We start from the raw sequence: 13,300 nt of genomic DNA on the forward strand, positions 1-13,300 counted from the left end.
GGTTCACGCTGTCGCACCGCGACGGGACACGAGTGGAATCGATGTCTGTCTCTGCCACCGCTCTCTCAGACGACTCCGAGCACCCGACACCCGTCGCACTCGGCCTCGAAGGCGACGTTTTCGGTTCGACGACGACGTTCTCCCGGATGGCCGACGGCACGCCTATCGTCGAGTTCTCCGACCTCGGTGATGGCGGCCGTGACAACGTCCATCTCGACCTCTGGTTCAGCCCCGACGACACGCCCCCGACGGAGTGTGCCGTCAGCGTCGTCGCCGATGTCCACGAGACTGGCTCGTTTGGGAGCACCTACAACTGTCACGGGGGACGGTGTTGTCGCTTCGAGGTCTGTAATCTGCCGTCAGAGAGTTGGTCTGGTCTCGCCGCGCAGTTTTTCTTCGTCGAGTGCCGACGGACTGACATGGACGTAGACGCCGTCCTCATCTACGACGGTGAGTGCCCATACTGCTCTCTCGCTGCGACTGCGCTGAAACAACTCGACGACGTGGAGGCCATCTCCTGGTACGACGACGCCGCACAGGCGTTCTTAGCCGCCCAGTTCGAAGACGTCCCCTTCGCGATGGTTCTCGCAGACCGGCGCGAAAACCGCGTGTACGCCGGCCGAGCAGCAGCGAAGGAACTGTCCACGAGGGCAGGCATGCCAACTCTCGTCGGCAGTCTCGTCCGCGACAACTACGAGACGATCGCCCGCGTCGTCGGCGTCGCGAGTCGACGAGGGAGGGACCCGGACGACGTACACAGTCGGTATCCGATGCACCCCGACGCCCTCGACGTCTTCGACGAACTCGCACGACACGCCGAACCGCGGCCCGCCGCACTTTCGTAGGGCTCCCTCGAACAGACTCCTGTGACCGTTTACTCGCTCGCACCTGGTGACCTCGGCACTGACGACGACCCGGTCGAACTGGACACACGTTCGCCCCGAGGGACGTACGCGCTCGTCTTTCGCGTCCCCGAAACGACCATCGAAGTCGGTGCGCTCGGCGAGTGCGAACTCGACGCCGGCGGATACGTCTACGTGGGGAGTGCGTTCGGACCAGGTGGACTCCGACGAGTGCTCAGACATCGCCGCGTCGCTTCTGGGGACCACGACGCCCGGCACTGGCACGTCGATTATCTCGGCGGGCATACCGACGTCGAACTCGCTCGCGTCGTCTGTGCCACCGACCACGACGTGGAGTGCTCCGTCGCGTCTGCGCTCGATGCGGCCGCTCTCTCTGGATTTGGGTCGTCAGACTGCGACTGCGAAGCACATCTCGCTCGGTTCGACGACGTCGAGACAGCGGCGTCGCTCGTCGAATCGGTGTTTCGTCGGAAAATTTGAAAGGGGAAGTCCAGTCCCCTTTCGACTGCCCAAACCGGACCGGGCACCCCGGTTTGGCAGTGTAGCCGGTTGTCAGAGGCACCCCGGCGTGATACTATACACGACGAAGTGACTTTACCTCATCTCTCGACTAATCTCTTCACGAGTTGAACACTAGTATATAAATGTTTTTATCACTTATACACAGACTGCCGATTCTGAACCAATTTAAATACCTCGACGTTCATGGATGTTGACATGGTTGCGCCCGACCACAGTGACGTGTTCGACGTACTCAGGTCGAGGGCAGAGATACTCGTTGCGCTCTCTGGGGAGGGCAAATCACCGGCCGACCTATCGGCCGACCTGTCGGTATCCCGGTCGACAATCGACCGTGGTCTTCACGAACTCGAACGTGCCGAGTTCGTCGAGGTCGCAGATAGCGTCGCAACGTTGACGCTGTCCGGTCGGTTGGCGCTGGAGACGTACACGACTCTCGTCGAAGAGTTAGACGAAATCGGGTCGGTCGCTGGTGCACTCGAGTCGTTGCCATCAGAGATAGCGGTCGACCCAGTGATGGTCAGGGGCGGCAGTGCCGTCGTCGCTGCGTCCCCTGACGACGAGCGACCACTCGACCAACTGCGCTCGTTTATCGAGGGTGCGACGTCGATTCGCGGGTGTGTCCGAGAGTCCGCAGAAGCACAGGTCGAGTTGTACTACCAGCGTGTCGTCGAAGACGACGTTTCCGTCTCTCTCGTCGCAACAGCGGACGTCGTCGGACGACTCATCGGCACGCGTCGTCCACAACTCGCCGAACTCCTGGGGACCGACTCGTTCACGCTACGAACGACCGATACGCTTCCGTACTCGCTTTTCGTCTTCGAACTTCCCCGGCGGTCTGTCGCGGTCCTCGCACTCTACGACGCGGGCCGTCTCGCCGGTGTCGTTTCCAGCGACTCGCCCGACGCGGTGGCGTGGGCACACGACCAACTCGACCGCTGGTGGAACGAGTCGGACTCCCTCCCACTCTCGACCGACGCCGAAACCGACACCGACACCGCGGCCGAAACCGACGCTGACGCCGCCGCCGACGAGTAACTCTCACCGTCCACTCTTGCTTCGTCGTCCAGCGGTTACGGGCCGACCCCAACGACTTACGAGGGTCGGGTCGAAGTGGTGGCAATGACCGCGACGTTTCCCCCGATTCCCTATCTGGAGTGGATTCGCAGGCGTGTCGACGAAGCGACGTACGACCTCGCAACGAGCGACCTCAGAGTGACGTCCGACGACGGCGGTGTCGTTCCGACCGTCCTCGAAGGCCTTCCTGACCCCGAAGACGAGACCGAGACGCTCGAACAGCAACTCGCGATTCGGTACGACGTCCCCGAGTCGAGGGTCCTCGTCACGGCCGGCGCGTCGAGCGCGAACTACCTCGCGGCCTGTGCGTTACTGGACCGTGCTGCCCACGACCTCGAGGAGGCCGAAGACGACCAGGCTGACGACGAACAGCGCACGAACAGACCGCAAGTGCTCGTCGAGAAACCGGGGTACGAACCGCTCAGTGCCGTTCCTGAGGCGCTGGGTGCTCGCGTCGACCGATACGTTCGGCCGCCGGAGTACGACTACGACATCGAACCACGGCGAATCCCTGCCGCAGCGTCGGAGTCGTTCGCCTACGCTATCGTCACGAACCGACACAACCCATCTGGCCGCCTCGCCTCCCGTGTCGAACTCGCGGAGATGGCACGTGTCGCGGCCGATTCCGGCGGCCACCTCCTCGTCGACGAGGTGTACGCCCCGTACGTGGCGCCGGCGCAGGATGGGCCGTTCGGCGGTGTCTCCGCTGCGGGTCTCCCGAACGTCGTCACTACCGGGTCGCTCACGAAGTTCCACGGCCTCGGAGGGCTCCGAATCGGGTGGATGATTGCCGGGCCCGAACTCGTCGAGCGGGCCCGGTCGGTGTCGATGTACAACCCATCTGTTGCCGACCCGAGTCGGAAACTCGCACGCCGCGCGCTCCACAACGGCGAGAAGATAGCGACCGCGGCCCGCGACCAACTCTCGAAGAACCACGACCGGTTGGCGTCGTTCGTCGCAGACCGACCGACGCTCTCCGGCCGAATCCACTCCGGCGGGACGTTCGCGTTCCTCTCACACGACGAACTCGACGGCGACGAAGTCGTCGACGCAGCGTGGGAGGCAGGTGTCCTCGTCGTTCCTGGTCGGTTCTTCGACGACCCCGAGTCGTTCAGAATCGCACTCGGCGGCACTCCCGACGAGATGGACGCCGCACTGGACGCGTTCGGAAACGTGCTGGACGACTTGGTGAACTGAACCGCTCTGACCGAGTTCGTGACACGAACGCTTCGGTTCCACGACAGTCACGAATATTGTAAGACGGAGGGAAGAGGTCTCAGGAGACGAGAATCTACGTGCGTTGCTATGTGGATACAACCCATCGATACACGGTGCGATGAGTGACGTATCAGTCTCTACAGCGGAACGACAAATCGACGAATCGGTCCCCGAAATATCTCGGAGACAGACCGGCAGACGCCGTGCTCGACGACTCCTCGCTGCTGTCTTCGCCGTGGTCACCTACTGGACGGTCATCCGGCCCCGAATGCTGAACTGGGGGGCGACGCCTACAGAAGTCAGGCGACCGATGGCCGGCGACGCCTTGCTTCCAGAACCCGACGGTGAATCGACGATGGTCATCAGCATCGACGCCCCACCGGAGGACATCTGGCCGTGGCTTCGACAACTCGGTCAAGGCCGTGGGGGATTCTACAGTTACGAGTGGGCAGAGAACCTCGTTGGTCTCGACATCCACAACGCCGACGAAATCATCGACGAGTATCAGGACATCTCCATCGGTGACACGGTTCGACTCGGCCCCGACAATCACCTCGAAGTCGCGGCAATCAGCGCCGAGCGCGCACTCGTGCTCAAAACCCCCAACCAACCGCCGTGGTGGGTCTGGTCGTTCGTCCTCGACCCGGTCTCCGAGACGGAAACTCGACTCGTCGTTCGCTCGCGGATTCGGTTACCCGACAACCCGGTTGCACGGGTCGCGAGTCAGCTAGTACTCGACCCGGTGTCGTTCGTGATGACACGCGGAATGCTCCGCGGCATCAAGGAGCGAGTGGAATCCGCTGGCCGTGAAAAGGAACTTCTCGACGTGTAGCAGCTCTCGAAACCTATTTTTCTGTAGTGGTGCGTGTCGTGAGCGAGTCGGCTCTGTCGGTCGGAGTGCACGTTCTCGTGCGGCACTGGACGCGTTCGGCACCGTACTGGACAGTCTCTAACGACGGGACGACGCACAAAAATCGAGACGAGTATCGAGGGTTAATTTTCGGCGTTTGGGTGGCAGTTCTCGCCACTGTTACGGGGTGCTTTCAGGTTCCCCTCGTCGATTTCGTTGTGAATCGAGTTGGCGTGGTCGGGGTGGAAGCTCTTTTCTCTAACCGGGTCTCGGAGGTTCGGGTTGTGGTCGAACGCGGTCTGTGATGCAGGACTGTCCGCGTCTGGACGGTATGGGTAGTGCGGTGAGGCGTACTCGTCTTCGCCGTTCCCCTGCCCTGGAATCTTACACGCTGGATTGTGCGCCGCTGCCGGGCCGACGAAGAGGACCATCGAACCGACGACCATCAACGCGACGAAGATGGCGATGCGTCGACGTGACCCAAGTCGAATAACTGTTGACAACACTGACATTACGGAATACACGACGACGGCGACCCGCTTTGTAACGAACGAGTTATTCAGCAAAAACATCCTATTATTCCGATACGTCTCGGGGATTCCGGTGGAAATCCGGGTTAATAATCACACGTTGAAGACTGTCCAGTCCTCACGTTTGTCGTAATTTTCTGAAGAAAAAACGGGGGCGCCGTCAGATGACCGAACGGTGATAGCTTCGAGTACCGAACGGGACCTCCGTTCGAGAGGAGGTGGTTATGGATGGCCGCCCACGTGTGGATGACCGCCCACGTGTGGATGGCCGCCTACGCTTCGAGAGCGCGGGCGAGCATCTCGACCGGATGCGGCGGTTCTTCGTCGACACCCATGTCTTCGAGTTGGGACCGGCACGACGCACCCGGTGCGACGACGACGTCGCCCGGACTCTCTGCGACCTGGTCCGAGAGGATGTCGCCAATCGCCATCGACATGGAGTAGTGTTCTTCTTCGTAGCCGAACGACCCGGACATCCCACAACACGTCGAGTCCAGTGGGTCGACGTCGTAACCCGCACGGCGGAGGACGCCCACCGCGTGGTGGTCTTTCTTCGTGGACTTCTGGTGACAGTGGCCGTGGTACGTCAGGTAGTCGTTCTGCGGGAGGAACGAGAGAGACTCGTCCAGTCGGAACGTGTCGAAGAACTCCATGATGCCGTAGGAGTTGGCGGCGACTGCCTCGACGTCGTCGCCGGAGAGCAAGTCGAGGTAGTCCGACTGGAACATCACGGCGTCAGAGGGTTCACAGAGGACGACGTCCCACCCGTCTTCGACGAACGGGGCGAGGACGTCGACGTTCTGCCGTGCGTCGTCACGTGCCTTGTCGAGGAAGCCCTTCGAGTGCGGCGGTCGGCCGGACCCGGCGACACCGTCGGGGACGCGGACGTGGACGTTCGCCGCTTCGAGCGCCTCGACGGCGGCTTTCCCGACTTCGGGGTGGTTGTAGTTCGTGTAGGTGTCTGGGAACAACAGCACTTTGCGTTCGGCTTGTTGCTCTGCGACCTGTGTCGCACCGCGCGACTCGAACCAGTCGACGAAACTCGTCGAGTGGAACTTCGGCAGCGAGCGCTCCTTGGCGATGCCGATGGTCTTTTCCATCACCGTTCGCGCACCGGGAATCTTCGTCGCGGTGTTCGCCAGCGGTGCGAACGTCGACCCGAGTGCGGACAGCGAGTCGATGTTGGCGAAAATCTTGTCGCGGAGACTCGACCCGTTGCGCTGGTGGTACTCGTGGACCACCTCGGCTTTCATCTTCGCCATGTCGACGCCGCTCGGGCAGTCTTTCGAACAGCCCTTACACCCGACACAAAGGTCCAGCACCTCGTGCGCGAACTCGTCGGTGAACATCTCGTCTTCGGGAAGGCCACCGCTCATCGCCTGACGGAGCATGTTGGCACGACCACGCGTCGCCTGAATCTCTTCTTCGGCGGCACGGAAGGTCGGACACATGACGCCGCCGACGGTGGATTGCTGGCCTCGACAGCCAGCACAGCCGTGGCAGAGTTCGACCATGCCTTCGAAGCCGTTGTCGTTGTCCCAGTTGAGTGTGGGGTCGAATCCGGCGTCGAGGTCGTAGTCGGGCGAGAACCGGAGGTTCTCGGTCATATCGTAGTCGCCACAGATGTTCCCCGGATTGAGTATCCAGTTGGGGTCGAACGCCGTCTTCAGGTCGCGGAAGACGTTCCAAAGGTGGTCACCGTACAGTTTGCGATTCCACTGCGTTCGGGCGCGCCCGTCGCCGTGTTCGCCGGAGACCGACCCACCGTACTTCACGACGAGGTCGGTCACTTCGTCGGCGATGGCTTCGAAGGTCTCGACGCCTTCGACTGTCTTCGTGTTGATGAGCGGGCGGATGTGGAGCACGCCTGGGCCCGCGTGGGCGTAGTAGGACGCGAAGGTGTCGTGGTCGTCGAGGATGTCCTGGAAGTCAGAGACGTACGCCGGAAGGTTCTCCGCCGGGATGGCGGTGTCTTCGATGTACGCGATGTGCTTCTCGTCGGTCGTCCGCGAGAGCAGAATCGGGAGTCCCGACTTGCGCATCTTCCAGAACTTCGCGCGGGTGTCTGCGTCGTGAGCCTCCATGAAGTCGGTCGCGACGTAGTCGTTTGCCGTCACTGAGTCGGCCCCGCCGTCCGGTTCGAACTCGGTTTCGGTGGTGTCGGGAAGTCGGTCTGCGACGAGATTCGCTACCTTTTGTTTTCCTTCCTCGTCGGAGTCTGCGTAGAACTCGACGAGGAGTGTCGAGTCCGTTCCCTCGGGGAGCATCCCGACGACGTCTGTGAACTCGGCCGTGTCGCGGGCGAGGTCCAAGAGCACGTCGTCCATGACCTCGACGGCCGCGGGTTCGTGTTCGAGGATGGGCGCAACGTCGCGCATTGCGTCGATGACGTCGTCGTAGGTGAGCAACGCGACAGATTTGGTCTCCGGAATCGTCTCGAGTGAGATGGTCGCCTCCGTGGCGATGGCGAGCGTTCCCTCGCTCCCTGCGATGAGGCGGGCGAGATTGACGCGCCCTGCTTCCCACTCGTCGTCGATGCCGGTGTCGTCGGGCGTCCGTCGCTCGCCGCGCATCTCGTCGACGAGCATGTCGAGGTTGTATCCCGAGACGTTGCGTTTGAGGTCCGGATATCGCTCCGAAATCTCGTCTGCCTCGTCGTCGAGAACCGAGACGACCTGCGCGTAGATTTGGGCTTCGAGCGACCCGTCTGGGTCGGCCGCCTCGCGGAGTTCGTCGACGCTCATCTCACCGAACGTCGTCACCGTCCCGTCTGCGAGGACGACTTCGAGTTCTTCGATGTAGTAGTCAGTCTTCCCGTACTTCAGGGAGTGCGCACCGGTCGAGTTGTTCCCGATAGCACCACCGAGCGCGGAGCGGTCACCCCACGCCGGGTCGGGGGCGAACTTCAGGCCGTGGGGAGCCAACTCCTCGTTCAGTTCACCGAGTCGAACCCCGACTTCTGCACTCGCCGTCCGCGCGTCGGGGTCGATGTCGGAGACACCGCCCATGTGACGGACGAAGTCGAGAACGACCGCCTCGTTGACCGTCTGTCCGGCGAGACTCGTTCCGCCGCCGCGCGGGAGAACGGGTATCTCTCGTTCCGCGCAGTACTCCATCACCGCCGCCACGTCTGCCGTCGACTTCGGCATGACGACGCCGATGGGCATCTTCTCGTACGCCGAAGCGTCTGTGGCGTACAGCGTTCTCGAATAGGTGTCGAATCGCACGTCGCCCTCGACGATGGATTCGAGGTCTTCGACCATCCCCGGCCGTTCTACCTCGTCGTTGACGTAGTCGTAGTTGCCCTCGAGCGAGGGGTCTGCGGCCGCTTCGTGCGTGTTGGATGCCATTGATTAGCTCTCTAGTAAGTCGATGTGTCTGAAACAATAAAGACACCCTCGGATGGGTGTGTCTTTGGTTTGCGAACGGTGCATCGTGGAAACGTCCACCGGTTAGAACACGCCGGGGAACAGCACGTAGCTGAACAGCAGCGTGAGGATGCCAGTGAACGTTCCGTAGTAGACCAGCGGGATGAGTTCGAGACGGATGACTCGACCCTCCTCGCCGACGAGGCCGACGACTGCGAGCGCAGCGACGACGTTGTGGACGGCGATGAGGTTCCCGATAGCGCCACCGACTGCCTGTGCGCCGAGCATGACCGTCTTGGGCGTGCCAATCTGGTCAGCGACACCGTACTGGAAGGTGCCGAAGAGGATGTCGGAGACGGTGTTCGACCCTGCGAGGAACGCGCCGAACGCGCCCACGTACGCGGCGAAGAACGGGTACGCACTACCAGCGATGCCTGCCATGCCCTCCGAGAGGACGATGAGCATACTGTCGTCGCCCGTCGCCGCGCCGGACTGGAGCATAATCTGGACCGTCGCGACGGCGAACAGCAGTGCGACGACTGCAGGTCCGACCTTCTCTATGGTCTCGCTCCACGACGCTTTGATATCCTTGCTGTCCATTCCGTGGACCGGAATCGTCACCAGGTGGACGGCGATGAACACCGCACCGGGCAGGTAGAGGAACGCGAAGTCGTTTCCGAGTCCCGTCCCGAGGATGTTGCTCCATCCGACGGTGAACAGGTCCATGGTGATGAAGGCCTTGACGGGGTCGACGACGCGCGTGACGACGAGCAGGAGCGCGACGAGCGCGTACGGCGTCCACGCTTTCAGCAGCGACATCTGCCCGGCAGATGCGGGCATGCTGGACTGCACCGACCCACCGTCGGCGGCGACGGTGGCGTTGCCGCTCGTCGACTCGCCGGGTTCGATGTCACCGACCCAGTGGTCGGGCCATGCGGATTCGGGACCGAAGTCCCACTCTTCGTCCGGGTGGAAGAAGCCAGCCTTGAGCGCGCTGACCGTCACGGCGAGGCCGACCATCGACCCGAGCAGCCCTGGGAACTCTGGTCCGAGGAAGTACGCCGTGAGGAAGTACGGAACCGAGAACGACGCCCACGCGAACAGCGTGAGGGGAAGTACTTCGAGCGCCGGCTTGATCGAGCGCTCCTCACCGAAGAAGCGCGTCATCATGGCGACGCCGATGAACGGGAGGATGATGCCGACGATGACGTGGCTCATCGCCGCGAAGACGGCGATTTGGCTGACCCACGCCGCGATAGACTCGTAGCCTCCGGCACCGAGTACTGTGGTGCTAATCGATTCGACACCCTCGAAGATGTCGATCATCCCGATGATGAGTGGCGTCCCGACTGCACCGAACGTAATCGCCATGAGGTTCCCCGTGAGGGCGACCACGACGGCGGCAAGCGGCGGGAAGCCGAGTCCGACGAGAAGCGGACCGACGATAGCTGCGGGCGTCCCGAAGCCGGCAGCGGCCTCGATGAACGAGCCCATGAGGAAGACGAGCAGGACGACCTGCACGCGGCGGTCCTCACTGATGGACGCGAACCCGTTGTTGATCGAGTCGAACGCGCCCGTCTGCTTGAGCGTGTACAGAAGCAGGATTGCACCGAAGACGATGTACAGGATGTTCGCTGCCGTGATGAACCCGTTAATCGTCGCGGCCGCAATCCACGTCGGCGTCATGCCCCAGCCGACGATACCAGCGCCAATCGCGACGATCCACGCAACCGGCATCGCCCGTGTCGCGGGCCAATACCGACCGACCATGAGATACGCGATTGTCAGCAGTGGCAACAGCGCGATGAGTGCGTCGGTCGCACTAACCATGCTGTTCACCCCCGCAGTTCGTTCCAGCCATTTCCGTTCCAGATTCGTGCCTGATGCGGTGCATCGTGGAACGACCATCACATCTTTTGTGATAAATATCTATCGTTGGTTTCTATTCGTGACAGTTTCGTTGCCTCGTCGAACTTGCCTTCGACGAGCCAGTGCACACGACTGCAATCCTGTATATTGAGGGCTGAAACGAGAATTTAGCCCCTTCAGTCGCTCTCGCTGACGTTTTCGAATTCGATAGTATTTCGTGAATCAGTCGGCTGAGCACCCAGTATATTCGTGTGAATTGGCCAGTGTACTCCTGTGAACTGGAGTTGCACATGTGTGCAAAGGCTTTTACCCTCGTGTGCAGAGGTCGAACCATGGAGGAGGAGTCTCGCGCGCGTTCCCGAAACGAACACGGACAGTACGTGGGACGCATCGAGTTGGACGACGTTCTGGCGGTGTTCCGCGCCCGCGAAGACGCCGCTCGTCCACTCACTGCGACCGACGTGATGGAGGCTCTCGACTGTTCCCGCCGGACTGCACACAACAAACTGAACGAACTCGAAGAAGGCGGTGAGCTCGCGACCAGAAAAGTCGGCGCTCGTAGTCGTGTCTGGTGGGTTCCGCTGACCGGCGACGCGCACGCGGCGACTGCTTCTTCGAGCGCCGTCGGCGACAGTTCGACAGCCGAGACGACGGGTGACGCCGGGACTGCCACCGAAGAGGCAGGTTCGGACCACCCACCTGCAATCTCGGCCGCCATCGAACAGGCAGACCTGCCGGGAAGCGGCCCGATGCTGGACGCGCGACGCGAAGCACTCTCTGCCGCGTACGAATATCTGACCGACCACCCAGAGGCGAAGAAGGCGAACTTCCTCCGCGACGTCTACTACGACTATCCCGCTGGGTTCGAATCGCCAGAGGGGTGGTGGAACGCGATTCAACCGGCACTGAAACAACTTCCAGGGGTCGACCCGCCAGAAGAACGTGGACACATCTGGCACTTCCTCGGTGGGTGAGCGCCAGTCGAAGGGAGCGTCGGCACCCTACGAATTTATGGCGCGTCAGTCCAGATTCTCGGCCAACGGTCTGATGTCAACCGATTCCCCGGATGACGGACTCATTTCGGAGTGTGGCTCCCAATGAGCGATAGCCGAGTCGACGCGGACATCTCCGACTCCTCACCGGGCGAATCGACTGCCCCCCCAGACGACAGACACGACGACGACCAATCACCGGGATTCTCCGGTGGTGACGACGTCTACGCCTCGGAAGTCGAAGGGAAGCAGTATCGCGGCACGTGGTATCTCCCGCTTCGATACGACGACTTGACCGAGTCTCCCGAGACGGAGGAGTATCCAGAACAGGGAACTGGCGGGTCGTTCCGCCTCACCGACCTCCCGCGTGTCCCTCGCGTCGGGCACGTCGTGGGTCCATCTGCGATTATGCTCGGTGCCTCTCTCGGCAGTGGTGAGACGCTCTTTTGGCCCGTCTTGACCGCGCAGTTCGGGTGGATGGTCTTCTGGGCGTTCATCATCGGCGTCTTCACGCAGTTCGTCATCAACACGGAACTGCAGCGCTGGACGCTCGCGACGGGTGAGAGCATCTTCCGCGCCTTCGCGCGCGTGGGAACATATTGGCCGTGGGCGTTCCTCGTCGGCGGCCTGGTCAGTCTCGGATGGCCTGGGTGGGCCGCCGGTGCCGCACAGGTGGGCACGACGGCCCTCGGGTTGAGCGGGTCGGTTGGCGTCTTCGGTTTCTCTATCGCGACGTGGAAACTCATCGCCGTCGGCTTGATGGCCGCCATCTGGCTCTCGTATCAGACGTCGTCGGTCATGTACAACGCCGTCGAAGTGTTCCAAATCGGCCTCTTGTTCGTCGCCATCGGGGCGACACTGATGCTCGTCGCCGTCACCGGGTCGTGGGTCGAGTTCGCCAACGTCCCCGACGCTGCACAGGCAGTGGGTGAACTCCCGGAGGGAATCGATATCGCCGTCTTCCTCGGTGGGCTCGCCTTCGCCGGTGCGGGTGGCTACCTCAACCTCTCACAGAGTCTGTGGATGCGAGAGAAAGGCTACGGGATGGGCAACTACCAGGGCCGGGTGAAGAACCCGCTTCGCGGTGACGACCCCGAACCGATCGAGCGCGACGGGTTCACGTTCCGTCCGACGGTGACGAACCTCCGCCGGTGGCGCGGGTGGTGGCGGGTCGTCCAACTCGAACACTTCCTGACGTTCGTCGTCGGACTACTCGTCGTCGCCCCCGCGCTGATGAGCGTCGCCATCCGGTACGCACCGGGGACGACGACAGACGCGATTCAGATGTGGCTTGGAAACGTCGTCCCGGTTCTCGGCCCCGTTGGGTCGTTCCTCGTCTTCGCTATCCTCTTCGTCGCACTGTTCACCACCGAGTACGCCATCGTCGAATCGTTCGTCCGCAACAGCGCGGACGCACTCTACGAAGCCTACGGCCGCGAGGCTGGATGGGACCTCCCGAAGCTTTTCTGGCGACTGCTCACCGCGTTTTGCCTCTGGGGCGTCGTCATCATCCTGGTCTTCACCTCGCCGTTCGAGGGGCGCGAACCGTTCTTCTTCCTCGTCGTGGGTGCGGCGATGTCGGGCGTCATGATGTGGCCTTACACCGCGCTCGTCCTCGTGATGAACACGACGCGACTCCCCGAACACATCCAACCCGGTTGGGGGCGTGTCGTTGCGATGTGGTGGGCGACGGGGTTCTACGGCTACTTCAGTGTCCTTCTCATCGGCACGACGCTGTCGAGACTCGGACTGAGCGCCTTCGAGACAGCACCGTCCATCCTCGGAAGCGGCGTCGGCGGGTACGCACTCTGGGCGGCGTACCTGCTCGTCCAGGGGTACACCGTCGGGAAATCCGCGGCCGGCAAGCGCGACGCCGCAGGCACCGTCGCCGACGCCGACGAAGCGACCGGATGGTTCTCGTAAGCCCTCGACCTCGATACCGGTAGTCTGCCTTCGACCTCGCCATCAGTACGCTACCCTCCACCTCGCCACCAGTACGCTACCCTCGACCTCG

10 protein-coding genes are annotated in these 13,300 nt (G+C 62.2%); 7 read left to right on the forward strand and 3 right to left on the reverse strand.

What is annotated here, in order from left to right; translation table 11 throughout:
* The first annotated feature begins 419 nt into the window (after nucleotides 1-419).
* The 5 genes from GJR99_RS00680 (at nucleotide 420) to GJR99_RS00700 (ending at nucleotide 4,509) form a co-directional block, all read left to right on the forward strand.
* The gene (locus tag GJR99_RS00680) at nucleotides 420-845 is read left to right on the forward strand and encodes a DCC1-like thiol-disulfide oxidoreductase family protein (protein WP_151113785.1); all 426 of its coding nucleotides are present in this window, start codon (nucleotides 420-422) and stop codon (nucleotides 843-845) included.
* Nucleotides 846-866: 21 nt separating this feature from the next.
* Entirely contained in the window at nucleotides 867-1,343 is a 477-nt protein-coding gene (locus GJR99_RS00685; RefSeq protein ID WP_151108758.1) for a GIY-YIG nuclease family protein, read from the forward strand.
* Nucleotides 1,344-1,580: 237 nt separating this feature from the next.
* Nucleotides 1,581-2,420 (forward strand): helix-turn-helix transcriptional regulator, encoded by an 840-nt coding sequence (locus GJR99_RS00690; RefSeq protein ID WP_191967047.1) that lies wholly within the window; start codon nucleotides 1,581-1,583, stop codon nucleotides 2,418-2,420.
* 84 nt (nucleotides 2,421-2,504) lie between these two features.
* On the forward strand, nucleotides 2,505-3,656 hold the full coding sequence (locus GJR99_RS00695; protein WP_151108760.1) for a pyridoxal phosphate-dependent aminotransferase: 1,152 nt from the start codon (nucleotides 2,505-2,507) through the stop codon (nucleotides 3,654-3,656).
* 139 nt (nucleotides 3,657-3,795) lie between these two features.
* Nucleotides 3,796-4,509 (forward strand): hypothetical protein, encoded by a 714-nt coding sequence (locus GJR99_RS00700; RefSeq protein WP_225317583.1) that lies wholly within the window; start codon nucleotides 3,796-3,798, stop codon nucleotides 4,507-4,509.
* Nucleotides 4,510-4,670: 161 nt separating this feature from the next.
* Here the strand turns inward: GJR99_RS00700 and GJR99_RS00705 are convergent, their stop codons facing one another.
* The 3 genes from GJR99_RS00705 to GJR99_RS00715 form a co-directional block, all read right to left on the reverse strand.
* Entirely contained in the window at nucleotides 4,671-5,039 is a 369-nt protein-coding gene (locus tag GJR99_RS00705; RefSeq protein WP_151108761.1) for a hypothetical protein, read from the reverse strand.
* Nucleotides 5,040-5,329: 290 nt separating this feature from the next.
* A complete protein-coding gene (locus GJR99_RS00710) occupies nucleotides 5,330-8,407 on the reverse strand; it encodes an FAD-binding and (Fe-S)-binding domain-containing protein (protein ID WP_151108762.1) in 3,078 nt (1,025 codons plus the stop codon).
* A 102-nt stretch (nucleotides 8,408-8,509) separates the two neighbouring features.
* Nucleotides 8,510-10,255, reverse strand: coding sequence for an L-lactate permease (locus tag GJR99_RS00715; RefSeq protein ID WP_151108763.1), 1,746 nt, complete (start codon nucleotides 10,253-10,255; stop codon nucleotides 8,510-8,512).
* Nucleotides 10,256-10,626: 371 nt separating this feature from the next.
* Between GJR99_RS00715 and GJR99_RS00720 the strand changes: the two genes are divergently transcribed.
* Nucleotides 10,627-11,268 carry a helix-turn-helix domain-containing protein gene (locus GJR99_RS00720; RefSeq protein ID WP_151108764.1) on the forward strand — a complete coding sequence of 214 codons (642 nt, stop codon included), beginning with the start codon at nucleotides 10,627-10,629 and terminating at the stop codon, nucleotides 11,266-11,268.
* Between the two features lie 123 nt (nucleotides 11,269-11,391).
* The gene (locus GJR99_RS00725; protein WP_151108765.1) at nucleotides 11,392-13,209 is read left to right on the forward strand and encodes an Nramp family divalent metal transporter; all 1,818 of its coding nucleotides are present in this window, start codon (nucleotides 11,392-11,394) and stop codon (nucleotides 13,207-13,209) included.
* Nucleotides 13,210-13,300 lie beyond the last annotated feature (91 nt).

The sequence above is a fragment of the Haloferax marinum genome (assembly GCF_009674625.1).
In the GTDB taxonomy this organism is placed as follows: domain Archaea; phylum Halobacteriota; class Halobacteria; order Halobacteriales; family Haloferacaceae; genus Haloferax; species Haloferax marinum.

Coding starts and splice junctions, on each gene's coding strand:
- GJR99_RS00680 (WP_151113785.1), top strand. CDS start 420: ATGGACGTAGACGCCGTCCTCATCTACGACGGTGAGTGCCCATACTGC.
- GJR99_RS00690 (WP_191967047.1), top strand. CDS start 1,581: ATGGTTGCGCCCGACCACAGTGACGTGTTCGACGTACTCAGGTCGAGG.
- GJR99_RS00695 (WP_151108760.1), top strand. CDS start 2,505: ATGACCGCGACGTTTCCCCCGATTCCCTATCTGGAGTGGATTCGCAGG.
- GJR99_RS00700 (WP_225317583.1), top strand. CDS start 3,796: ATGAGTGACGTATCAGTCTCTACAGCGGAACGACAAATCGACGAATCG.
- GJR99_RS00705 (WP_151108761.1), bottom strand. CDS start 5,039: ATGTCAGTGTTGTCAACAGTTATTCGACTTGGGTCACGTCGACGCATC.
- GJR99_RS00710 (WP_151108762.1), bottom strand. CDS start 8,407: ATGGCATCCAACACGCACGAAGCGGCCGCAGACCCCTCGCTCGAGGGC.
- GJR99_RS00715 (WP_151108763.1), bottom strand. CDS start 10,255: ATGGTTAGTGCGACCGACGCACTCATCGCGCTGTTGCCACTGCTGACA.
- GJR99_RS00720 (WP_151108764.1), top strand. CDS start 10,627: ATGGAGGAGGAGTCTCGCGCGCGTTCCCGAAACGAACACGGACAGTAC.
- GJR99_RS00725 (WP_151108765.1), top strand. CDS start 11,392: ATGAGCGATAGCCGAGTCGACGCGGACATCTCCGACTCCTCACCGGGC.